This is a genomic window from Flavobacterium galactosidilyticum (assembly GCF_020911945.1).
Lineage (GTDB): Bacteria > Bacteroidota > Bacteroidia > Flavobacteriales > Flavobacteriaceae > Flavobacterium > Flavobacterium galactosidilyticum.
Genome location: NZ_CP087135.1, coordinates 2093870 through 2118898, shown reverse-complemented (window position 1 = coordinate 2118898; position 25029 = coordinate 2093870). Strand labels below are relative to the sequence as shown.

Here is a 25029-nt window from a genome sequence, read left to right as displayed (position 1 = left end):
ATGTTGTACTATAGGGTTTTAAAAATTAAAAAGTACCAATAAATACAACTCTTTACAGGCGTTAAGAAGATATATACAAGTTATGCCTCATTGTAGGGCGACCCTGCTAACAACAAACTGACAAACAAAAAAATATGGCTTCTACGACAACAAACAAAAAAGAAATTGTTGACTTCCTTTGGGAGTGGGCTGAAAGTAATGGAGAATGGAGCAAGTTACTTATTGAGAAAATCGTAAGCACAGAAAGCAATTTATTACCAGCCGACAGAAACCAAGTATTCAATTACTTTTTGCAATCAATAAATTTGCATACAGGACTTCCTGCACTAACTACGACAAAACCAAACTATGTTCCAACGGATAAAATAATAGAATTAGAAACGTTATCAGACATAACAGGAGTAAATAAACTTGCAAAAAATCAAACCCTAAAATTTAGTAAAAACATAACAGTCATTTACGGGGAAAACGGAACTGGAAAAACGGGATACGGCAGAGTACTAAAAAGTTTAGGATTTAGTTATGATCCAAACAATACCGTTCATCCAAATATTTATGGTGCAGCTGAAGCGAAAACAGCAATCATAAATTTCAAATCTAATGGAATAACTCAAACATTTAATTGGACTGGAGATAACAAAAATTCTGAACTTCAAAATATTTCAGTTTTTAATAATAATTGCGTTCAAATTTCGCTTTCCGATAGACAATTAATTGTTTCACCTATTGGCTTTCATCTTTTCAATATTGTATCATCAGAACTTAATGAACTTACACAATTACTAAATGCTAAAATTGCCTTACATCCAACTGCAATTTCTTGGGCAGACACTTTGAATTTAGGAACGCCACAACAAATTTTTGTGTCAAGTCTTTCTGCAACTTCAACTGAACAAAAACTATTAGAACTTTCGAATATAACTCCAACACAAGAGCAAGAATTAATTGATAAGCAAACAGAATTATCACAATTAAACAAAGCTTTACTTGAAACAGAAATTCAAAACCTTAACAGTTCATTCACTGAACTTGGGTCAATAATCACTAAAATCGAAACTTCGCAAACAAATTTCACATCACTGGATTGGTAGAAACTTATTGACTTAAATAAGTCAATAGCAACATTAGAAAGTCAAACCAAAACAGGAATTAAAGAAATAGCAGAGAGTAACGGAATTGAGTTTTACGAAACTCCTCAATTCCAATCTTTCATAAAGGCAGCAGAAGATTATATAAAAGTCATTAACAAGCCAGAATATCCTAATGAAGGGGAAAGTTGTATTTATTGTTTACAACCACTTGAAAATGAAGCTAAAACTTTGTTATTAAGTTATAGGACACTTCTAAATGACAAAACGCAGGAAAATTTATCCTCATTAAAACAACAGAAAACAAATCTTATAAATCAAGTCCTAAAAATTGAAACAAACTTACTTTTTCATCAATCGACATTCGGTATAGATGAAAACCAAAAAGCAATTCAGCCAACAGAAATATTAGAATTCAATACCACTTTAGAAGCATTAAAATCAACTTTTATAACAGATAAAGTTATTGACGGTTCATTATTCAGCTTTGACTATGTCAAATACATTAATTTTTTAACCGATAAAAAAACAGCTATTAATATAGTTCTTGAGCAAAAGAAATTGTTACTATCAAATCTTGCAACAAAAGAAACAGAACTGAAAAATAAAATTAATGAACTGAAAGACCGCAAATTTCTTTCAACCAAAGTGATTGAAATTAAAGGAATAATCTCAAACCTTAAAATAGTCAAAGCACTTCAATCAAAATCAAATAGCTTTTCCACTAATGCAATAAGCAGAAAAACAACAGATGCAAGGGAACAATTAGTTGAACAAAATTTCAATGACTTGTTTCAAGCAGAATTAAAACTATTCAAAAAATCAGATTTAAAAATTGAACTTAATTTTGGAACCGATAAAGGGAAATCCAAGATTTGGCATAGACTTAATTCAAGTTATACACTTGCAGATATATTAAGTGAAGGAGAGCAAAAAGCAATTTCATTAGCCGAGTTTTTAACTGAACTGCAATTGGACAATATCAAAGCTCCAGTTATTTTTGATGACCCTGTTAATAGTTTAGACCATAGAATAATAGATGAAGTAGGGAAAAGATTTATTGAACTTTCTAAACAACGTCAAGTCATCATATTCACTCATAGTATATTATTGCTTCATAGCCTAATTCAACAATCAGAGCTAGACACAAATAAACAAGCAAATGTTGATTTTGAATTTCATAAAGTGAAGAACAACTTTGGAATAACTGGAATATTAGATGAAGTTGAAGAAATAAATTCTTTTAGTTATTACACGAAAAAACTTCAAGCAGTTATTGATATAAAACCATCTCCTGACCAAGATGAAGCCAAACTTGCAGCAGAAGGATATGGACATTTACGTTCTGCAATTGAAATTTCGGTGGAGGATGACTTACTCAAAAAGACAGTTAAGAGATATAAAAAAGGGGTTGCGTTTCCATCACTCTTGAGAATTGAAGGAAGCAAAATCGACACCAACAAGGGAAAGGTAAATGACATTTATGAAAAGTGTTGTGTTTCAATTGATGGTCATAGTAGCCCAGAAGAAATACATACAACACCGACAATTACAGAACTTAAAGTGGACTATGAAGAATTTAAAAAAGTGCGTAAAATATTTACATCATAGCGACAAATGGTTGACACGGAAAAAGAACAACGAAGGCATAACAGGCGTTTGGCAAAAAAGCGGGTTCAGTGGTTAAATGAAGCTTTGTGCTTCGTATCAAGTTCAGTGCTGACAGACAGTTCAATTCTTCGAAATCCACTTCTTCGCCAAGCGCCAAACCGTCAGGCTGTGAAAAAACCTCCTTTTCTGATAATTTTGCAAATAATACATACACCTAAACAGAAATATAGTCGATCTACTGCAAGCTATTTTTTAGGCAGCAAATTGTAGCTCATTTTTAATAATGTCTTTATAAACCCTAAAATAGTTAGTTATACAGACAAAATAAACTTTTGCTTTATAGGGGGAGTTCCATTTTTTGAGTTTGGCAATTAAATCAGACACGCCCAGTATATTGATCGAGCGTTTGATGTTGTATACCAGCATGATTAAACTGTGTTCCCCATTTACTTTTTCGAGTCCCGTTAAATTAGTGTGATTATAACTCTGCTCTTCGAGGTCTCTCGACCTCGAACTTTTGCCACCTACACTTCCTGCTAAATATCCAATTCCCGAATCACCCACCATACTATTTGATTGCCAATATAAAATTATAGGTTTGAGGTTTAATCAAGTCTATAATCCCAATGCAGTGGTATGAGATCCATATAGCAATACCAGTTATAATTGTCGATAGTTTCATCGAATGTAAAAGCTATCATCATCAAAAGGACTGGTTTAAAAACGATAGTTGAAAAAGTAGAAATAGAAAAATAAACCTAAACTTTTATAAATAAATTAAAATTGATGTCTTTTGAAGAAAAACTATACTTTAATAAGGTTCTCTACAATTAGTTTATTTGCAATAGTAGTATAAATATCGGTTGTGTTTTCAGGTGTCTCGATTGAGACAGTTAAAGAATATTTTAATTTACTATTAGCCTTATTTTGTTTCTTAAGTTGTTTCCACCAACCTGAGGCCACTGGATAAATGGCTAAAATATTACAGCTTGCAATTTCAGCGGCTGTCCCTTTCCAATAATTGCTGTGTATGGACCCCTTAAAAACATTATCCGCACCTAATGACCATCTATCATTACCCGTCTCTCTTTCAATGTCAGTTGAATCTAGTTTAGGTACACCAAGCAATTGCTTTAAATCATCCTGATTTATCTTATTGGTTCGCAATTTAAAATTATCAAAATCTTCTCCTGGATTAATCAATAAAAATTTTAACGCAGTTGACTGATAAGAATATTTTGTAGAATACCCTTTATCACCTGGGTTTGGCTCTATAAAATAAGAAAGAGTAACTCTCAACGTTGTGTTTGCTGCTCCTAAATTTTGCAATACTTCCTTTGGCCAAGGAAATTCATAATAATGGATGTCTTTGGTTTTGATAGTACCTCCATCTAATACATAGGGCTGAATTGATTGTTCTGATATAAATGTTAAGTAATTGGACTTACATTTAATTGCTTTTTCCAAATTTGGAACACCATAACCGTAAATTCTAAGAAGTCTTAAAGCCTCGGAACTTTTTTTGGCAATGTCATATCCAAATTGATTAAACATTTCTTCTGTCCAACTTGCAGAGTGTATCATTAAACCTCTAAGTGTTTCAGGCCAGGCTTCAGGATAAGTGTCTCGAAGTTTTGCTAAAAAATGTGATGCTGAAGCCGTTGCAGCACTTGTGGCATTTATAGTTGAAAAATTATTTGTAATGGAGATATTAGATGTTGTCAATATTTCTAAATCATCTTCCTGAGATACGTCTCCATTGTTTAGACTTTCAAGATTCCCCCCCTCAAATACGACATCAGGTTTTATTGGCCAAGAATTTTCCCAAGAACTTGAAGTACGACTGAAAGGCGATAATTCGGCATGATTGGCTACAGTTTGCCTATCAGCCAATGTTTTTAAAGTATATGCACCTACGCTTATTGCATTCCAAGATTGAGCTGGGCTTTCCACCGCTAAATCCAAATTACTGTTTGGATAGTTTTTCCAATCTTCTTCATCGCGAACATTACCTATACTTATAACAAATAGTTTTTTGTCATTTTCATCTGCTCCAAATATTATACTATCAATTACAGCTGACCACGTTGAAGGTTTCCCAAAATCATTTTGAAATTCACTTGTTACTGCCAAACAATATATTCTTTTAAAATCAGGATTGTTAATCACAGCAGTATTAACAGCGTCTAATGTTATAAATGGATATTGATGGGGCTGATTTCCGTTTTGCGGTAAAATTTTTACAGATTCTAACAGGTGATTGATGTTGGTTTTAACATTATTTTCCAATATACTATTCAAATTTCCATAAGCTACTACGCCGGCCATTCTAGTTCCGTGACCACTCATATCGTTGATACCCCAAGCAGAGTCAACAGTTAATCTATTTGAGTCGGACAAAAGCGGACTTAATAATAAATGCCCATTGTTAATACCGGTATCTAAAATAGTTACATAATTATTAGTTGCTGTGAAATTGATTTTGCTTAGCGCATCCTGAATCCAATCTTCACGTTCAACTGTAATTTGACTAAGCCAAAAACTATTTAGTTCTTCCGTTTTTCTAATTTCTGCTATTAAAGGAAAAGATCTAATTAATTCGGACAATTGTGCGTAGTCTGCCCTCACAACAGCAATTGTTCTTTGTGGAAAACTGATATAATTTTCAATTAATTCAATATCAAATATTGTGCAAATACTTTTAAGATGTTGAAGATAATGATCAGGATTAGCTACCTCTGTATCTAACCATAATTCGCACCATATTTGCTGTTCCCGCGGTAAAAATTCAATAGGACTGCTCCAAATATTTTCAATTGTAGAAACGGAGATATTTTCAATTGTATCAACTAATGGCTGGTTTTTAGGTTTCTTTTGATCTACGCCCTTGTATATAGCATTTTGAGATAAGTATTCTTCAACCTTTTTTAAAAGCCCTTCTTTTTTATTTTCTGGAATAAAAACAGTTGCAATTTGCTGTTGCGTTTCTTTATCAGATTTAACATTTAATAATTTTGCACCATTAGCATCCAAAGAGCTTAATTGCAAATTATCATTTACCGCACTGGTGAAACTTATATATTCTCCATTTTTTACAGGTAACCCTATTTCTTTCCTTTCTGTAATCTCTTTATTATGAAATTCCCAGATATCTGTTAAAGCAGATAATAAAAATTCGCCATGTTGCGCTCTGTCTCGTTGAGGGAAAATTATAGTAGAGGGACCTCCCTTTTGAGTGGTAGTGAAATTTTGAGTAGTGTAAACCTTTTTAAGGAATAAATGGGGCTTGAAGTCATTGCTCATAAATAGTAATTACAGCATATGGTGAATTTTTCTATCTTTTACCATCTGAATTAATATTTTTTGCGTTACAATATTTTTATCAGTCAATATTATTTCTTTGAGCGCATCATAACAAGCGTTTGTTATTTCCGCATGACTTAACCCCGAAGCGGCCGAAATTGTCGTATCTAATGAGAAATTCCCTAAATATTTATTCAGTTTTAATTTTATTAATTCTTCAATATCATTTTTGGTGGGTAACGTATAATTTATAATATCATCGAAACGTCTGAAAAGTGCTGAATCAAGAATTTTTATATTATTTGTTGCTCCGAAAATAATGCTTTCAGAACTATCCTGTTCAATAAATTGCAAAAAAGAATTTAAAACCCTACGCATTTCACCCACTTCATTATCCCTTCCCCTTTCGGCACCTATAGCGTCAAATTCATCAAACAGATAAACACCTCGATTTGAAATCATCATATCGAAAATCTGACGAAGTTTGGAAGCTGTTTCACCCATATACTTAGTCATTAGTTTATCCATCATAATGACGTATAAAGGCAGTTTTAATTCTCCGGAAATAGCCGAAGCTGTAGCCGTTTTACCAGTACCTGGTAATCCAGATAAAAGAACTTTTCTACGATTCTGTAGACCAAATTTTTGTATTTTATCTCGTTGTTTGTATTCTTTAATGATTCTGTGAAGCTTATTATTAACTTCACTGGAAAGTATTAATTCACTTAACTTGTTTTCAGGGTAATAGACAAGAACTAAATCACTTAAATCGGGATTGATTTTAATAACTTTAAATCCATCAGTTTTTGAACGATCAACTAAGGCTTTAATATCTTTAGCTATAGACATATGGCCCTGCCTCGCTTCATGTGCAGCCACTTGTAGTGCTATAGAGGTAAATCGATCATTATCGTTCTTGTAATGAGATTGAAGTAAGGATTTTATTTGTTCAGCTGTTGCCATAAAACAAAAGTAATAAAAAAATAGACTTTTTAATATTTAGTTGCTCTTATCTTCATTTTTAAGAAGTGCTACCATAGTTAACCTACTCTTTGAGGTCTCCTAACATCGAACTATTACCAGTTATCCATACATGAAGGTATAATTGCATTCCGTAACTGTCAATGAGAAACGTAAAAAACCCAAATATTTACATTTTACCGTTACCTTCTAGCAAAATAGTGCTTGATTCTTTTGCAAATAGATTGTTTTTGCTTTTTTATCTTCCCAAACTTAGATTCCATTTCATTCATAAATGCTTTATGTTCTTTAGCTGAACGAATAACCATTTCTTGGAAGTTAGGAATATCTTTTTCAACATAATAGTTTATGTTTTGCTTCATAAACTCATATTCCGTTATCATAACTTCTTCTCTCTTTATTTTGGTGGTAAGCAACTTAAAATAATAGCCACTCCTACTGTCAATTGAAATATTAACTCCTGGGTCGGGTATAAAACTATATTTTATCTTTTGCTCAAGTGAAAGAAATTCAATGAATAAATCAAAAAACATAATCAGTCTGTGGGCATCAGCTATCGAATAATAATTATTATTCCCCATTCCATGTAAAACATAATGTCGATTCAAATAAGAAAAAGAGGTATCAGCAGTACTTGTATCTGAGAATATCCATTTTTGTAAAAAAAGAGAAATACATTTAGAATACATTTTATACTTTACAGTGTCATAAGTGCGAACCCTACATTTTTCTATTTCTTGAATTAATTTAGTAATTGATGGCTTTCTAATTGTTCCATATTCCCATCCATAATAAGCCAAGAGTGATCCCTCTATAGCTGGTAACAAACATAAAACCGTAGAAAAATAATCATTGTTATAATAATGAAGTAGTCCTCTTTCTATATGGTGTGAAAAATCTTTAATATACTTAACCTCCTTTGCCCTATAAACAAAAAATGCCCGAAACAATGGATTAAAAATAATATCAGTTAGAAGGATATTTATTTCTTTTTGAAATGTTTCACGTTCAATATCTGTTAGAGAAGTAGTTCTGTCTATTGTTGATACCAATCGTTGGATTTTTATAAAATCCCGATTAAGTATAAACGGAGTAAGTATCCATCCATAATCAAGTAGAGTCTCTGTAACTTTAGCATAATTTTTTTCAAATTCTTCCATTTATTGATTAAATATCTAAACAAATATTAGTAATATCATAGATAAAGATAGTTTAAATCTAGACATTTACCATACTGATTCGCGATGGTGGCATCACATTCCGTGAATACTACTGTTTATTTTAAAACTACTTAAGTAAGTATCATAGACACTAGAAAAAAATCAAATTATTACCACTATGCAATTCGGGAATTTCACTATTCAATTCGGGAATCGAACAGCACACCATTTGCAACCCAAGCAACCATCAAATAGATTTGCCTCTTGATTCAATTACTGAATCAGTCAAATTGTAAATCTAAAACAGCCCTAATGAAATTGTTTGCTGAATCCTTGATGTCTGAGTTAGAACATCAGTTAAAATTGATCCATCTGGAAACAGAAAATCAGGTACAGTTGGCCGAACAGGCAATAGAGAATAGCGTTGCTGCCTTAGAGAAACTAAAAACCTTTTTCATAAAATATAAACAGCTAAACAAAAAAGAGGAAATAGAATTCTTCCGGGACATCAAGCCAAAGTTTGCTGCAAAACTGATTTACTATAACGAAATCTATAATATTGAAACCAACAAGTCTTTCGGGTCTCAAAAAACAATGGGTAAATATTATAAAGCAGAACTCAATAAGTTAAAAGTCTTTTTCAAGAAGAACCGGGAGTTTTACCGCTACTACCGCACCGGCAACAACTGCCTGGATAATAAATATTTTATAAGGGCAAAATATGATCTTAAACTAATGGTAGACAGTTTTTATTTTCAAGCAGATCATCGCTTCACTACCTCCCATGACTATAAAGTGGCTCGAATACTAGCCAACGATGAGATAAAAGTTTTTCTGGAAGAGCAAATAGCAAAATTAAACCGAAAGGCAATAACAATACAATCAACTTCCCCACTCCATAAAGGCCCGAAATGGACAGGATCAAAAGTAGAATTGATTGAATTGATTTATGCACTCCATACAGAAGGCGTTTTTAATAACGGAACTTCAGGACTAAAAGAAGTCACAACCTTTTTCGAGTACTCTTTTAATATTGATTTAGGACAGTTCAATAGGGTTTTTCTGGAAATCCGAAACAGAAAATCTGAGAGAACAAAATTTCTGAATACACTCAAAAACAAACTCATGATCCGTATGGACGAAGCAGATGAAAATTAAAAAAAGCTGCTCAAAATAGAGCAGCCTTTTAACATTGCTTGTGAAAAACACCTAAAAACAAGGCAGTCAATTCTTTATAAAATCAAAACAGCCAATTGCAAAGCAGGAGGATACTACTCAATAGTTTCACTATCACCAATGAGATGCGTTACAAGTTTACGCCAGTCTGGATCAATTATAGCTGTCGATTCCGTTCTAGTCTCATAAGCCGAATGTCGGGCAAAAGATGTAGTGGTCAGGATAATTTGTTTATCTGTTTCAGTCAGAATGGGATCAGTAAGGATACTCCTTTCGTACTGAATCACAAAATCATAAAGTATAGCTGGAAAAACCGGTCAAATTGACCACCACTTTCCAGTGTAAATTGACCACCAGTTCCAGAGCAAACTGACCACCAGTTCCAGAGCAAACTGACCACCTAATTTTGGGGTAAATTGATTATTAAAAACTACTGACTTTTTCATGTTGTTAGCACCATACATTCGTTAAAAAAATACGGATTATGGCAAACAAAATAACAGATATGAGTAAAATTAGAAAAGTAATTAAATTCTATTGTGAAGGAAAGAGTAAGTTGTTTATAAGTAGCTACTTATCCCTTTCCAGGAATACGGTAAAGAAGTATATTTCTTTATTTGAAGTTCTCGGATTAAACTTTGAATTAATTGATAGAAAAACAGATGCAGAACTAGAACTTTTGTTTTCACAGACTACTGTGGAATCCATTAGTCCCAAATTGCAGATCCTATACGATTTTTTCCCTAAAATGGAACGCGAACTAAAAAAAGTTGGCGTTACCATACAGCACATGTGGGAGCAATATATTGCCCTAAATCCTAATGGTTACAGAAGCTCGCAATTTGGACATCATTATAAAACATGGAGCAAACGAGTCAATCCTGTAATGCATATGAATCACAAAGCCGGTGATAAAATGTATGTGGATTATGCCGGAAAAACACTCTCCATCATTGATAAAGATACCGGAGAAATCAAAGAAGTACAGTTTTTTGTAGCCATATTGGGAGCCAGCCAATATACCTATGCAGAAGCTTCCATGAGCCAACAAAAGGAAGATTTTGTTACTTCGGTAGAAAATGCTATGCGTTTTTTTGAAGGCACTCCTGCGGCAATTGTCCCCGATAATTTAAAATCTGCAGTGATAAAAAGCAGTCGTTTTGAGCCAACAATCAATGAAACCCTGGCTGATTTAGCGGAATATTATCAAACCACAATCTTACCTGCCAGGGCTTATAAACCAAGGGATAAATCATTGGTTGAAGGTGCGGTAAAGATATTGTACAGAAGGATTTACGTAACTCTAAAAGAAACCAAATTCTTTTCTCTAGAAGAATTAAACCAGCAGATATGGGATTTATTAGATGCTCATAATAGTCGAAAACTCACAGGACGTCCTTACTCCCGTAAAGAATTGTTTTTAGAAGATGAGAAACAAAAACTACGCCCACTACCACAAGAACGCTTTGAAATCAAATACCAATCCTTTGCAACGGTGATGCAAAACGGACATGTCCAATTAAGTCAAGACAAAAATTACTATAGTGTTCCGTATCAATATGTAAAGAAAAAAGCGAAACTCTTGTATACCAAATCAACGGTAGAGATCTATTACAAATACAATCGAATAGCCATTCATCCGAGGAATTACAAACCTTATGTCTATACCACAACCCCAGAACATTTAGCCAGTACACACCAATTTGTAGCCCAATGGAGCGCTGCCCGCTTCATTGATTGGGCCAGTAGTATTGATGAATCCGTAGGAGAATATATTTTGCAAATAATCGAAAGCAGAAACCACCCCGAACAAGCCTATAAAAGTTGTCTGGGAATACTAAACTTCGAGAAAAAGGTAGGCAAGCAGCGATTAATAAATGCCTGTAAACGGGCACTTGATTTTAAAATTTACAATTTTAAGACCATACAAAATATTTTAGAAAACAACCTAGACCATATTGATTTTGAACAAGAACCCGAGCAGGAACTCCCTGTTCACGGCAACATCAGAGGAAAACAGTATTATAATTAAATTAAAACCCAATAATCATGAATGAATCCACAGTAACAAAAATGAAACAAATGAAGCTTTATGGTATGCATAATGCTTTTAAAACCGCCATTGAAAGCGGAAAAACAGACCATTACACACTTGATCAGTTTGTATCGATGCTTATTGATGCCGAATGGGATGAAAGGCATAATCGTCGCATTGAACGCAGTATCAAGAATGCTCGATTCCATTACAAATCAAATATTGAAAGTATCAATTTTGACCAAACCCGTAATCTGGATCGAAACATGGTGCTACGTCTGGCAGAATGCGAATTTGTAGAGAAAAACGAAAACATTTTAATCACAGGAAGTACCGGTGTGGGTAAGAGTTATTTAGGTACAGCATTAGGTTATCAAGCCTGTATACAAGGTTTTAAGGTAAGTTATTTTAATACTTCAAAGTTGTTTGCTAAATTAAAAATGGCCAAAGCAGATGGTTCTTACCTTCGAGAACTGGCAAGAATAGAACGGCAAGATGATATTATACTGGACGATTTTGGACTCCAAGCATTAGATAGTCATAACCGAATTACCCTTTTAGAGATCATTGAAGACAGACACAATAATGGCTCTATCATCGTAACATCGCAAATCCCGGTACAAGGTTGGTACGATATCATTGGAGAAAAAACCATAGCTGATGCAATTTTGGATAGGCTGATACATCAATCTCACCGAATCGAACTACACGGAGAATCTATGAGAAAAAAAAGGGGCATAAACAAAAGCTAATATTTAAGTATATTTGAATACTAATTAACAGATGAAAAAAAGTAGTTTTTAATGAAAAATGGAGGTGGTCATTTTGCTCCGGAATTAGGTGCTCACTTTAAATTGGAATTGGGTGCTCACTTTAAATTGGAATTGGGTGGTCAATATCACTGGAATTTGCAATCACATCAATAAAATTGGAGATTTGTTAAATCAAACTGGAGGAGCAAAATTAGCAATTCTACCTTATTTAAATCTTGATGAATTAATACTCGCTTATACGGATGTCAGTTTATCCGGAGGAGATCCTGATACTTTTGCATTTATTCAAGACCCTATAAGCTTCTTATTGGAAAGAAAGGTTGAACAAATAGTCTTTATTCATCCAAGTGATGAAAAAGGCTCAAACGGCAACAATGAACCAGACTTAAAAGATCCTGATTTCGATAGATTTTTGTCTGATGAATTTGATTTTGAAATTTCAAATCAATTAGTTCCAAACAGCAATATTGAAAAACAAAACCCAAAAGTTTCTCATTATTACGCTTTAGGTAGATTTTCAATCATTGCCTTTTGGGAATTCAAGTTTTTCAATAAGCAAAGAGATTTAACATCAGTAAATAATTTCCATTCAGATTTAAGAACTCTTTTAGGTACTCCTAGTGTTAATTTTGATGATATTGCCAATTATATAAGTACTCACACTACTACATTCAAATCCAATTTTAATACGATTTATTCTTCAAATTTTGGTTATGGTCAATTAATCAATGATACTAGTTTAGTAATTTATCATGGAGAATTATCAAGGCTATTTAGAAACCATAGAATGTATTTTAGGGTATTCCCATATTGGTCTTTAAGAAGGCCAATAGGAACTTTATTAACCGGTGATATAAGATTCAATGAAGATTGCTTAAATCAGATGCAGTCAAAATGGATAAATACTAGGTATATTGACAATGTTGGGATATTCCAAATACCGCACCATGGAGCTGATTATTATATCGAAGCCGCTGTAATTACTACATATACAAATGCAAATTGGTGGGTAATTAATTTTGGATTGGGAAATACACATAAACATCCTCGTCAAAATATAATAGACATAATTGAAGCTAATAAAATGAGGGGTAAAATATTTGCAAACACACAAATAAACGCTTTCAATTACGGATGTTTATTACGATTTAGATAATGAATTATAAAAACGAACCATATCCACAAAATTTAAGTGATTTACTTAATCTTGTAGATGATGTAGCTAAAGCTATTTTATTACAATTTAATAGCTCACATTGTAAAAAAGTTGGTGAGTTATATAGAACGGTAAATGGTAAAATAACAAGAGACAAAAAGGAATTTGATAAATTGGGCTATTCACCAAATGAGGTAAAGGAATTCAAAGGATTATATATTTTTGGCGAAGAAAAAGATGGTTGTATTATACCAGTATATGTTGGCATTAGTCGCACTGTTTTTAGAAGGTTGCGACAACACGCTTGGGGCAAAAACCACAACGAATGTTCCCTAGCCTATTTAAAAACAAAGGCAAAATGGAAATTAGAAGGCAAAGAAGCAACTAGAGCAACCATCACAAACGAGGATATGGATACAGCTAAAACAGTAATTCAAAATTACAAAGTAGTTTTATATTCAATACCAGAAGATTACGATTTGTATTTTTTAGAAGTTATTTTAGCAGGAAAATTCAAAACTAAATGGAATAGTTTCAGAACACATTAGTATCTTAGTCGAATGAAATGTACTTTAGTATGATGCTGATAGCTTATAAATCAAGCGAATTACATTTGACCATTAAGAACAAATAGTAACGACAAATGAAAACAAACTTTCAGTTTTTAGCACAAGAATGGTCGGCCTTTTTCGAAAGAAGCCAAAAGGCAGAACAAAACGCCATTACAGATCCGCGTACTTCGTTGACCTACGCGCGTATGGCGTTGGAACTCGCTATCAACTGGATGTTCAATAACGACTCCGAACTACACCTCCCTTTTGACACTTCATTGAATTCACTGATGAAGCATCACGAATTCAAAGAACAATTTCCGCATAAGTTGTATAATGAAATAGACCTCATCCGTAAAGTGGGGAATCTGGCCATACACAACAAACCTGTTTCGGATACTGATGCAGAGCAAATTATATCCAATCTGTTTTATTTCAGCAAATGGTTTGCAAAATCCTATGCCGTTAATGATCTAGGGCCATTAGAAATGTTTGATTGGGAATTGGTGCCTACTGAAGGACACAATACCCTTTCACAAAAGCAACTAAAAAGTGTTCAAACACAATTTGACAAAGAGTTAACTACTTTTAAAACACAACTCAAAGAAGCTTCTGATAAAAATAAGCAGCTAGAGCAAGAAAATGAGTTATTCAAAAAGCAAATTGAAGCTTTACAAACCCAAATAGAAGCCAACAAACAAGAAGCCAGTACCGACGATGCCGTACATCACCCACGTAACGAATATGAAACACGAAAGTATTTTATAGATGTCTCCTTGCGTGAAGCAGGCTGGGATTTGGTAGGTATAAAAGACCGAGAATTCAAAGTGCAATACATGCCTTCATCTACCAATACCTCGGAAACGGGTTATGTAGATTATGTATTATGGGATGATGATGGTTTGCCTTTGGCATTAGTAGAAGCTAAAAAAACCTTAGAAAGCGCCAGCAAAGGCGAAAACCAAGCACAATTATATGCCGATAGTTTAGAAAAAATGTACGGTCGTCGCCCAGTAATGTATTACAGTAATGGTTTTGAAACCTTCTTGTGGGATGACCAGTTCTACAAATCGGCTCGATTAGTTCACGGTTTTTACACCAAGAAAGAATTGCAAACACTCATGTACCGTCGTCAGAATCGTGCCGACATTAGAACTGCGATTATAGACACTAATATAGCCGGAAGAGGCTACCAACTGCGTTCCATCAAAAGTATTGCCGAACATTTTGCAGGTAACGATAAATCCACCGGAAACCTCATTGGAACCAGCAGAGGCGCTTTATTGGTATTGGCAACCGGTACAGGAAAAACCAGAACCAGTATTGCACTGTCTAAATTATTACTGGAAGCCAATTGGGCAAAACGAATATTATTTCTAGCCGATAGAAAAAGTTTGGTAAGTCAGGCCAAAGGCAATTTTGTAAAGTTATTGCCCGAACATTCAAGCGTAAATCTCCTAAAAGAAAAAGACAATCCCGACGCGCGTTTTGCTTTTTCAACCTATCAAACCATGATGGGCTTAATAGATGGCTCAAAAGTGGATGACAAACGATTTTATGGCGTAGGCCATTTTGATTTAATAATCATTGATGAGGCACACCGTTCCATTTACAAAAAGTACCAGGCCATTTTCGACTATTTTGATGCACTATACTTAGGGCTAACGGCAACGCCAAAAAATAGCATTGATAAAAACACCTATTCCATATTCGGCTTGGCCGATAAGTCACCCACAGATGCTTATACCTTTGAAGAAGCGGTAGCCAACAAACATTTATCTCCTTACCGATCTATTGAAGTACCAACTAAATTCTTGAGAGAGGGCATCAAATATGATGAACTGTCAGACGAAGAAAAAGAAGAATTTGAAGAGGAAATTCTGGACGGTGAAGAAGCGTCCGGTAATGAATGGATACAATCAAAAGAACTGGACGAATGGCTTTTTAATAGAGATACCGCCCGAAAAACACTTCAATTTGTAATCAAAAACGGGATTAAAAAACGAGGTGACGAAGAATTGGGTAAAACCATCATCTTTGCTCGAAATAAAAAACATGCACAGTTCCTAAAAGACATCTTTATGGAATTGGACAAAGAACAATTTGGTAATGACTATGTAAAAGTAATTACGCACGGAGAGCCAAAAGCCGAAGAATTCATACTGCGTTTCTGTGACGAGGAAAAAGAAAGACTACCACAAATTGCAATATCTGTAGACATGATGGATACTGGAATTGACGCACCAAGTTGTGTCAATTTAGTATTCTACAAACCGGTAAAATCCTATTCGAAATTCTGGCAAATGATAGGCCGTGGTTCACGATTACGACCAGATTTATTTGGTATAGGAAAAGACAAAAAACGCTTTTTAATATTCGATCTCTGCGGTAATTTTGAGTTCTTCAAAGAAAATCCAATGGGTTTTGAAACGAGCTCTCAAAAAAGTTTATCAGAGGTGGTATTTGGTCTAAAATTACAATTGGCGCAATATCTAAAAGAGGATAAATTCCAATGTGATGCCTATCTAACAGCCTATCGCAATACATTACTAAACGAACTTCATTCAGAAATAGCAAAACTAGACAAGCACCGATTTGATGTTAAAATGAAAATGCAGGCGGTATTAGAATATGGCAGCGAAAATCGAGAACTTTGGAATCACTTATCAAAGAAAGACGTTCAAACCATACAGGAAATTATAGCACCATTAGTCCGACCAACCAAGGGAGATACAGACTTAGCAAGGTTTTATGACAAGCTGTTGTATGCACTTATGATTAAGCGATTGGAAACACCAAACACGCCCGAGTTTGTGGCTAGCTTAACCATTCCTATCACAAAAGTGGCTATTTTATCAAAAAAGTTACTCAAGAAAACCACCATTCCAGACGTAAAAGAGAAAGAAGGGTTAATTAAATTACCATTAGAAGAAAAATTCTGGGAAACTGACGGCGTTCAACATCTTGAAAAAATACGTTCGGGAATCAGAGATCTTGTAAAGTATATCGATCCAATAGACCAAAAATACGTGACTACCGATTTTGAAGATTTCTTAAATGAAGATGAGGTGGTTACTACCGATTTTGTCAATGAAAAACGAGAACCATATCCATCGCCATTCACCAGTAATATTCACCGTCTGGAGGAAATAATTAGAAAAAACAAAGACAACATAACCATTAATAGGATCCAGAAAGGGGAAACGATAACAGCCAAAGAATTAGAATCCTTAGAAACTATACTCTTTAAAAAAGGCATCAAAAAAGACCATATCGAACAGGAATTAGGCGTAAAATTGAACCTAGTCCAATTCATTATATCACTAATTGGCTTATCTGCTGATTGTGTGGATGCCGCTTTCGCTAAATTTATAAACGATTACCAACTGAGTGCGGTACAAATACAATTTCTGGATACAATCAAACTTTTCTTAACCAAAAACGGAAAAATAGATCCTACAAAACTATACGACTCCCCATTTAAAAAGTTTCATAGCTTAGGCATTGATGGTGTATTCAACGAACAACAAGCGGACTTCATTTTCAAAATCATTCAAGACTTCAACAACAATCAATCCGGAACTTAAAATGCTGTTTTTTTAATAACTTATAAAAAACAGTATTTACCTCTTTTTTACTATGCACATATAATGCATAGTTCATGCTAATATTTGCAGTGTTAATCTTTAATACTGTAAAATGAAATTAGAAAACAATCAACTATTGTACTTTGTAGATAAAATAAAACTACAAAAGGACAACATGCAGAAGTACCGAGATCAAATAAACAATCTCAAAACAAAGTTAGAAGACAAAATCAAGAATGACGAAAGTAACGGTCTCAAAGTTACCAAATACCTATTGGCAGGTTCGTGGAAAAAACACACCATTCTAAAACCAACAGGAGACAATCCAATCGACATCGATTTAATTCTTTTTGTGGGTGGAGATGGAAATATCCAAAATGATTTAAAAAAGCTACACGACTACATTGTCAAATACTTAGAGGAAATCTATCCTCAAAAAGATATCAAAAGAGAATACGATGCAACGGGGAATACTAAATCAATAACCATTCGTTTTTCTGGTTCCGGACTAGAGGTTGATATTGTTCCTGTTGTTCCTATTAGCGAACCTGAACGATATGTTTGGCAACCACAAAGAGGCGGTGGTGGAAAATACATAACAAGCATCGAAAACCACATTGATTTCTCAATCAGTTTGCGTAAGAATAATCCAAGTTACACCGCTATTGTAAGAGCACTAAAATGGTGGAAAAATTACAAGGAGCTTAAGCCAACGGATACTGAACCAGGAATAACATCCTTTACAATAGAATTGATAGTTGCCTACCTAGACGAGACGTTAGGTGTAGAAACTAACATTGAAGAAGCGATTATCCGTTTTTTCCAATTTGTTAGTGGTTCGAATTTTCCAAATATCAAATTTGATCACGCCATAAATAAGATCCCTTCTTATTCCACTCCAATTTACATTGCCGATGATACGAACAATGAAAATAATGCCTCGAAAAAAATTGACAGTACGGTGTGGCAAGAAATTATTGAGCAAGCCGAAGAAGCTTTTGACTGCTTAAATTATGCCCAATCAAAGAATAATGAAGCTGCTACCATTGAGGAATGGAAACGAGTATTTGGTCCAACTTTTAATATCAACTAATATGTACAATACTAAGACAAGTACTAATACGTATACGGTTATCGATATTCGTAAAACATTTGAAAATTTTGAAGCAGACATTAGAACAATAGCTAGAAGAACCAATAAATGGTCAACTGAATATGTTGATAAAATTATGCACGACATAATTAAATTAGCCGAGAATAATTACTTGGATAATGTTTCAATTGCATTGAAACAAAATTCAAATGACCATACTTTAAGAGCAACAAAATTTTCTATTAATGCAGATGGTAATGCAACAGATAGCGCAAGACCTGGACAGAATAATGATTGGGAGAATATCAACAATACATATCTAACAATGTATCTGTCTTATTCCTCCAAATGGCACGGTCTATCTGAACAACAAAAGAAGGATTTTCAAACCAACAATTATTTTCGACTTAGCTGGTCAGCGACTACTGATGACACTTCATTTTCACATCTTAGTTCCGGAAATGCACAACTATACTCAAGTAAAGGATACGAACTTCAAAAAACAAATTTTAAATAATGGCTGCAATATTTGATAACATAATGGAACTTCCAAGTAAAGAAGTTCAAACCCAGACCGATTCCTTCATTGGTTTTGAAAACAAATTCGAAAGAATTTACAATAATCTAAAACTGCTTTTAGACCAAGGCAGCCTTACCGATTGGAGTAACAAACACCATAAAGTTGAGTTACCCATAATACAGCAGTTAAAGGATAAATATCCTCTTATTATTCTAGCGGGTGATGCCGGTACTGGCAAAACGATATCTGCGATTTCAATTGCTGATAGAATGACTCGTGAATTAGGTAAAGAAGGATTTTTTCTCAAGTTGAGCACTCGTGTTCGTGGCGAAGGTTTGCATGGCGAAATGGGTAAACTAGTTAATGATGCATTTTCACAACTTAAAGAACAAGCCGGAAAGAAAAGAATAGCCTTTCTTCTAATTGACGAAGCAGATGCAATTGCGACCACAAGATCGACAAGTCAAATGCATCAGGAAGAAAAAGCCGCAGTCAATACATTAATCCAAAAAATTGACGAAATAAGAGAATTGAACGGTCGTGCCATTGTGTTTATGTCCACTAACCGCCTTCATTTTATAGATGAAGCAATTCTAAGACGTGCAGCTGTAGTACTTGAATTTAAGAGACCTACAAAAGAAGAATGTATCGAACTTTATGAAAAGAGTTTAAAGGGTATTACCTTTACTGGTGAACAATTAAACGAATTAGCAGAGTTGTCTCTAAAAAAAGACACCGACAAAGTAGGCTATTCGTTTTCTGACATAAGATTAAAAGTTCTTCCGGAAGCGGTTGCCAAGGCCTATCCAGACAAACCATTAACCTTTGAAATAATCAAAGAAACAATTGTATCAATCCAACCTAGTCCAGAGATAATATGATAAGAAGAATAATTCAAACAATAATAGCCATTGGTTTTATAATCTATGGCTATTTCCAAATGTCTGGTTCGGAATACCAAAAAGACGTTGTAATTTTTGGTGTAATAGGTTTAGCTACTTTAATGGAGCTTCTCATTGAACATATTTTTATAAATAGCAAAAGATTGTATCTATTATTGCAAATATATTTTCTTGCATTGAAAGGTGAAAAAATCAGATTTTCAATGTCCTATTTATATATTATTAAAATAGACGATGAATATTTATTAGTGAAAAATTCAAATTATGGGCATTACCAATTGGTTGGCGGAAAGTACAAACGATTAGAAGGTACACAAAGCTTACTAAAAGAAAAATTTGAGGCAATAGATGATCTCAAACTTCCGAATAAAGATTTAATGAAGGATGATTTTGCCATCTTTATTCCAGCTAAAAATGCTATCAAATTTCTAGATTGGTTTAATGAGGGTCAGAACCGTGAAATTAACCATTGGAGAGAATTTTACGAAGAACTTATAGAAGGCAAGGCCGAGTTATTATCAAAAGAGAACTTCCCATATGTCAACTACAATCTACTTGGTAGAGTTACGACACCCGTAAAGAGAACAGCTGGTTGGAATTGTCCCGAAATATTGCAGTATGATATTTTAGAACTTTTACCAAACGTAGAACAACGCAAAGAACTTTTAGCACTGAAGAATCAAGGAGATACAGAGTACATAAAGTGGGTAGATAGAGAACTAATTGACTGTTTAGGACACGATAAAAGAACTAAGAAGAAACTCTATGATATTGGTCAACATACAAAGTGGGCTTTAAACATGAAATGGAGTAAAGAATAATATAATTTATCATTTATAAATTGAATATTTTTATAATATACTAAAATACAACACAGTAAACTTAAATCTGCATAATAAACCAATCAAGTTTATCATGCAGATTTTGGTTTATTAAATAGGAATTATTTGCATATTCATTATATTATAAATTTAATAATTGAAATATATTATTAAATTTGAATTTTATGAAAAGCTATATGACACAGTGGAATCAGATCTATAATTATTGGAAAGGCTTAAATGTGCCTGAAGTGCAAATTAGGGATTTTATAATAGGAGAAAATACAATCAATTCACCTTGGTATGATCTAAAAGAAAATCGTCAGCAATATTTTCAGGAAACACCTTTAAAAGAGACTGCAAGGCATTTGTCAGTTACACTTAAAGACAAAGACCAAGAATTAATTGCAGCCTATAAAATTCTTGCTTATATGAAATACCATCAATCTCAAGCACTTTTTCATCCTCTAAAAGAGGTATTAGATAAATTTTATGTGAATCCCTTTCACGGATGGTGGCATTCACAGGCTCGAATAGTATTACCACATTCGGTTGACTACGATTACACAATACAAAGAAATTCCGATGAGGATTGGAGAAATACAATCGCAAATGCAGCCAAAACTTGGAAAGATATTGCAAAAGACTGGGCAATAATAAAAATCCCAGATTTCATGAATTATGATTCCCCGGAATACGAAGCATTTGAAACATTTTCCCAAAGGAAGCACGAGGAAAAAGAATATAGAGAATATCTCCGCCTAAAAGAAAAATTTGAAAATAATAATTAGAAATAACAAAAGTCTGTTATTTAAAGTCCCGAAATATTCCCGTTAGAAATCAAACCTTAATTAGAATAACACAGGCAACCTCAATTATACTTATTTATGTTCACAAAAAAACACTGTTCACGTAAACGTGAACATGCAAACAAAGTGAACAAAAAAACACTCAATTTTTCAAACACTAGAATCAAATCATATTTTCGTATTACGAAATGAGCGTAAAGGAAATTTCATAAAGACGCAAATGATGATACATGCAAAACAAAATTCGGTAGCATAAAAAAAATAAAGTATTATCAGTATGATAATTTCAGTAATTTCTGTCTGTATTTAATACATATAACTGAATAACAATACAGTAAACCTATATTTTAACAATAACCAATTAGATTTATTATCTATTTTTCGCTTTATTAGAAACCATAAAATGAAGTTTAAATAAATCGCTAATAACGGCGATAATCGCCGTTATTAGAATAATTTGCAAATTAAACAATCTGTATATTCTTCTAAGTCTTCTGGATCATATCGCATATTGCGATATGCAATATATCCAATTTTATACCCGATAAGGTATAACTAAGCGAAAAACACAATATTTATACCCGAAAAGGTATAAATATTGTGATGATACTTAATTTTTAATATTTCTTTTTATAATGGAAAATATTTTCTTTAAATAGTCTTTTACTGGAAAATAATAACGCTTAATGCTTTTGAAATTCATTTTAGTGGAAAAAAGTAATCATTTTCAAATTTTACAGTTTACCTATACTGGAAAATATTTTCCCAAAAATACCTTTTTAGTGAAAAATTAAATCCATTTATTTAACTTAGAGCACCACTAATGGAAAATAATATGAAAATTCAATATTGTTCAGATCTACATCTTGAATTCCCTGACAACAAAAAGTATATTCTTCAAAACCCAATAAAGCCCGAAGGAGAAATTCTAATATTGGCTGGGGATATTGTGCCTTTTGCAATAATGGATAAACATCAAGATTTCTTCGACTATATTTCTGAGCATTTCAAATTGACTTTTTGGATACCCGGTAATCACGAATATTACTACTATGATATTGCCGAGAAAAGTGGTGTTTTGGATGAACAAATCAGAGACAATGTATTTTTGGTAAACAATTGTACCAAAGAAATTTCGGGAGTGAAATTTGTATTCTCTACCTTGTGGTCGAATATTTCTCCTGCCAAATACTGGTTAATTAAAGAAAGTTTATCTGACTTTAAAGTCATAAAATGTAATGAGCATCTTTTAAATCCAGATGATTACAATAAGTTACACCAAGACAGTATAGAGTTTCTCCATAAGGTATTGGAAAATGACACATCTAAAAAAACGATTGTTATCACGCATCATGCGCCTACATTTATCAATTACCCTGAAAAATATGCCGATAGTAAAATCAATGAGGCTTTCGCTTCTGAATTGACTGATTTTATTGAAGATAACAACGTAGCATATTGGATTTATGGACATCATCACACCAACGTCAATGATTTCATAGTTGGAAATACAAAATTATTAACAAACCAATTAGGATATGTCAAGTACAATGAGAATATAGGATATAGCGACAGAGCTATTATTTCAATATAAATAATTAATATTAATAATACAATAAATTGACATTTAGTATAATAAACCTATATTTGCACAATAAACCAATCGAGTTTATTATAACAATTATTAGTTTATTATGGAAAAATTAAAAGAATACATCCATCAAATACTAGGAAAAGACCTTGAAATAAAAGAGTTATCAAAAGATTACACCAATAAATTACCGTTCCTTTTCAAAAACAATTTTAATTTTTATGTCACTCATTTACACAATCACGAATTAATTTTAGTACAGGTTAATAAAGAAGATGCTTTCAATGCTGCACAATTAAGACAACAAGTTTTAGCAATCCAAAAAGTATTAGACAAAAGAATTATTATTGTTACAGAAGACATCACGGCTATAAACCGGAAAAGACTTATTGACCAAAAAATTAGTTTCATCGTTCCGGGAAAACAAATGTTTCTTGCTGAATTACTTATTGATATTCAAGATTTTAATAAGGACAAAGCATTTCAAAAAGAATTCCTGCTGCTACCTTCCTCTCAATTAATTTTGCTATATCAAATACTGCACAGAGAAGATAATTTAAGTCAATATACCTTCAAAGAACTGGCAGAAAAATTCCAATACACACAAATGGGAATAACAAAAGCAATTGAAAATTTGAAAAGATTAGCTATTGTTGAGGTTGTTGGAACTAAAGAAAAAAATATTGTGTTTGAAACTGATATACAAAAACTTTGGAAAAGTATTGAAAAACATCTTGTAAATCCAGTACTAAAAACAGTTTATGTAGATGAAAAACCAACAATAAAAATGTATTGCTCTAACGCTACGGCATTGGAAGAATACAGTGATATGAATCCAAGTAGATTGGAGTATTTTGCCATAGAAAAAAGCAAATTCTATGAGTTAGAAAAAACAAACCAATTAGTAAATCTAAATAATGAAAGCGGAAACTATGCTTTAGAAGTTTGGAAATATAATCCGGAATTAATCACAAAAGGAATCACAAAGAAAAATAATGTAGATCCATTGTCTTTATACATTAGCTTGAAAGATGGGTTTATTGACGAAAGAACAGATATGGCATTAGACCAAATAATAGAAAAATACATATGGTAAGAGGTTTAGAAATTTTCAGACAACATTTTAAAGATTTCACAGATAATTATATCATCATCGGAGGAACTGCTTGTGACATAATCATTGACAATATTGGTTTAACACCAAGAGCAACAAAAGACATTGATATAATTTTAGTTATAGAAGCATTAAGCCCGGAATTTGTAGCTCATTTTTGGGAATTCATAAAACAAGGAAATTATGAAGTCAAAGAGAAAAGCGAAGACGACAGAAAATATTATCGTTTTCAAAAACCACAACTGGAAGACTTCCCTTTTCAAATTGAATTATTCTCAAGAATACCCGATTTATTAGATTTAAACGAGGGAACCCATTTAACACCAATTCCTGTAGATACGGAGATTTCGAGTCTATCGGCAATACTGATGGATGACGATTACTATAACTTTACAATTCAACACAGCCAATTAGACAACGGAATACATTTGGCCAATACGGAAGCTTTGATCGGTTTGAAAGCTAAAGCATTCTTGGATTATAAAACCCGTAAGGAAAACGGCGAAAAAATAGATGAAAAGCAATTGCGAAAACACAAAATGGATATTTTCAGATTGTTATTATTACTAACTCCAGAAGATAACTTTACCATTTCCGAAAGCATTATATCAGACATTGCAAATTTCGTTGAAGCCGTAAAAGATGATTTGCCAGACAAACAAATTTTTAAAGAAATGGGGGCTGGAAATGTTGATGTTAAAGAGTTGTTTGGGCTGTTAATTAGAGCCTTTAATCTCAATAGTGTTTAATAATTAGAT

At 33.2% G+C, this 25029-nt stretch carries 22 protein-coding genes and 1 pseudogene; 17 read left to right on the top strand and 6 right to left on the bottom strand.

The annotated features are described in order from the left end of the window. The first annotated feature begins 134 nt into the window (after positions 1–134). Positions 135–1091, top strand: a complete 957-nt coding sequence (locus LNP27_RS09290; protein WP_229941368.1) for a DNA replication/repair protein RecF — start codon at positions 135–137, stop codon at positions 1089–1091. 228 nt (positions 1092–1319) lie between these two features. Then, entirely contained in the window at positions 1320–2699 is a 1380-nt protein-coding gene (locus LNP27_RS09285) for an AAA family ATPase (protein WP_229941367.1), read from the top strand. Positions 2700–2951: 252 nt separating this feature from the next. On the opposite strand, the pseudogene LNP27_RS09280 reads toward LNP27_RS09285, so the two are convergent. The 4 genes and pseudogenes from LNP27_RS09280 to LNP27_RS09265 form a co-directional block, all read right to left on the bottom strand. Then, positions 2952–3182 (bottom strand): annotated as a pseudogene (locus LNP27_RS09280) (hypothetical protein); the annotation flags it as partial. Between the two features lie 321 nt (positions 3183–3503). Further along, positions 3504–6002 carry a S8 family peptidase gene (locus tag LNP27_RS09275; RefSeq protein ID WP_229941365.1) on the bottom strand — a complete coding sequence of 833 codons (2499 nt, stop codon included), beginning with the start codon at positions 6000–6002 and terminating at the stop codon, positions 3504–3506. Positions 6003–6011: 9 nt separating this feature from the next. Further along, on the bottom strand, positions 6012–6965 hold the full coding sequence (locus tag LNP27_RS09270; protein WP_229941364.1) for an AAA family ATPase: 954 nt from the start codon (positions 6963–6965) through the stop codon (positions 6012–6014). A 200-nt stretch (positions 6966–7165) separates the two neighbouring features. After that, positions 7166–8143: a hypothetical protein gene (locus LNP27_RS09265; RefSeq protein WP_229941363.1), complete on the bottom strand. Its 978-nt coding sequence runs from the start codon at positions 8141–8143 to the stop codon at positions 7166–7168. A 312-nt stretch (positions 8144–8455) separates the two neighbouring features. On the opposite strand from LNP27_RS09265, the gene LNP27_RS09260 reads away from it, so the two are divergent. After that, positions 8456–9301, top strand: a complete 846-nt coding sequence (locus LNP27_RS09260) for an RteC domain-containing protein (protein WP_229941362.1) — start codon at positions 8456–8458, stop codon at positions 9299–9301. 113 nt (positions 9302–9414) lie between these two features. On the opposite strand, the gene LNP27_RS09255 is transcribed toward LNP27_RS09260, so the two are convergent. Further along, the gene (locus tag LNP27_RS09255; RefSeq protein ID WP_229941361.1) at positions 9415–9606 is read right to left on the bottom strand and encodes a hypothetical protein; all 192 of its coding nucleotides are present in this window, start codon (positions 9604–9606) and stop codon (positions 9415–9417) included. Positions 9607–9636: 30 nt separating this feature from the next. Then, positions 9637–9765, bottom strand: a complete 129-nt coding sequence (locus LNP27_RS15255) for a hypothetical protein (protein WP_255673694.1) — start codon at positions 9763–9765, stop codon at positions 9637–9639. 38 nt (positions 9766–9803) lie between these two features. Here LNP27_RS15255 and istA point away from each other — a divergent pair, with 38 nt between their 5' ends. The 14 genes from istA (at position 9804) to LNP27_RS09190 (ending at position 25020) form a co-directional block, all read left to right on the top strand. After that, on the top strand, positions 9804–11351 hold the full coding sequence (gene istA, locus LNP27_RS09250) for an IS21 family transposase (RefSeq protein WP_229941360.1): 1548 nt from the start codon (positions 9804–9806) through the stop codon (positions 11349–11351). A 17-nt stretch (positions 11352–11368) separates the two neighbouring features. Beyond that, entirely contained in the window at positions 11369–12106 is a 738-nt protein-coding gene (gene istB, locus LNP27_RS09245; protein WP_229941359.1) for an IS21-like element helper ATPase IstB, read from the top strand. A 51-nt stretch (positions 12107–12157) separates the two neighbouring features. Beyond that, the gene (locus LNP27_RS15250) at positions 12158–12280 is read left to right on the top strand and encodes a hypothetical protein (protein ID WP_255673693.1); all 123 of its coding nucleotides are present in this window, start codon (positions 12158–12160) and stop codon (positions 12278–12280) included. A gap of 10 nt (positions 12281–12290) precedes the next feature. Beyond that, the gene (locus LNP27_RS09240; RefSeq protein ID WP_229941358.1) at positions 12291–13283 is read left to right on the top strand and encodes a ComEC/Rec2 family competence protein; all 993 of its coding nucleotides are present in this window, start codon (positions 12291–12293) and stop codon (positions 13281–13283) included. Continuing rightward, positions 13283–13831, top strand: coding sequence for a GIY-YIG nuclease family protein (locus tag LNP27_RS09235; protein WP_229941357.1), 549 nt, complete (start codon positions 13283–13285; stop codon positions 13829–13831). Before LNP27_RS09240 ends, LNP27_RS09235 begins: the two co-directional genes overlap by 1 nt. Before the next feature lie 95 nt (positions 13832–13926). Continuing rightward, positions 13927–17421, top strand: a complete 3495-nt coding sequence (locus LNP27_RS09230; RefSeq protein WP_229941356.1) for a DEAD/DEAH box helicase family protein — start codon at positions 13927–13929, stop codon at positions 17419–17421. 112 nt (positions 17422–17533) lie between these two features. Then, complete coding sequence (locus LNP27_RS09225) at positions 17534–18514, top strand: CBASS oligonucleotide cyclase (protein ID WP_229941355.1); 981 nt, start codon at positions 17534–17536, stop codon at positions 18512–18514. Between the two features lies 1 nt (position 18515). Then, positions 18516–19031 carry an HORMA-1 domain-containing protein gene (locus LNP27_RS09220; RefSeq protein WP_229941354.1) on the top strand — a complete coding sequence of 172 codons (516 nt, stop codon included), beginning with the start codon at positions 18516–18518 and terminating at the stop codon, positions 19029–19031. Next, the gene (locus tag LNP27_RS09215; protein WP_229941353.1) at positions 19031–19915 is read left to right on the top strand and encodes an ATP-binding protein; all 885 of its coding nucleotides are present in this window, start codon (positions 19031–19033) and stop codon (positions 19913–19915) included. Before LNP27_RS09220 ends, LNP27_RS09215 begins: the two co-directional genes overlap by 1 nt. After that, positions 19912–20757 carry an SMODS-associated NUDIX domain-containing protein gene (locus LNP27_RS09210; protein ID WP_229941352.1) on the top strand — a complete coding sequence of 282 codons (846 nt, stop codon included), beginning with the start codon at positions 19912–19914 and terminating at the stop codon, positions 20755–20757. Before LNP27_RS09215 ends, LNP27_RS09210 begins: the two co-directional genes overlap by 4 nt. Positions 20758–20942: 185 nt before the next feature. Further along, the gene (locus LNP27_RS09205) at positions 20943–21548 is read left to right on the top strand and encodes a hypothetical protein (protein WP_229941351.1); all 606 of its coding nucleotides are present in this window, start codon (positions 20943–20945) and stop codon (positions 21546–21548) included. Between the two features lie 841 nt (positions 21549–22389). After that, on the top strand, positions 22390–23160 hold the full coding sequence (locus LNP27_RS09200; RefSeq protein WP_229941350.1) for a metallophosphoesterase: 771 nt from the start codon (positions 22390–22392) through the stop codon (positions 23158–23160). Between the two features lie 100 nt (positions 23161–23260). Beyond that, the gene (locus LNP27_RS09195; RefSeq protein WP_229941349.1) at positions 23261–24253 is read left to right on the top strand and encodes a MarR family transcriptional regulator; all 993 of its coding nucleotides are present in this window, start codon (positions 23261–23263) and stop codon (positions 24251–24253) included. Continuing rightward, positions 24247–25020: a hypothetical protein gene (locus LNP27_RS09190; RefSeq protein ID WP_229941348.1), complete on the top strand. Its 774-nt coding sequence runs from the start codon at positions 24247–24249 to the stop codon at positions 25018–25020. The genes LNP27_RS09195 and LNP27_RS09190 overlap by 7 nt, the downstream gene beginning before the upstream one ends. Positions 25021–25029: the final 9 nt, after the last annotated feature.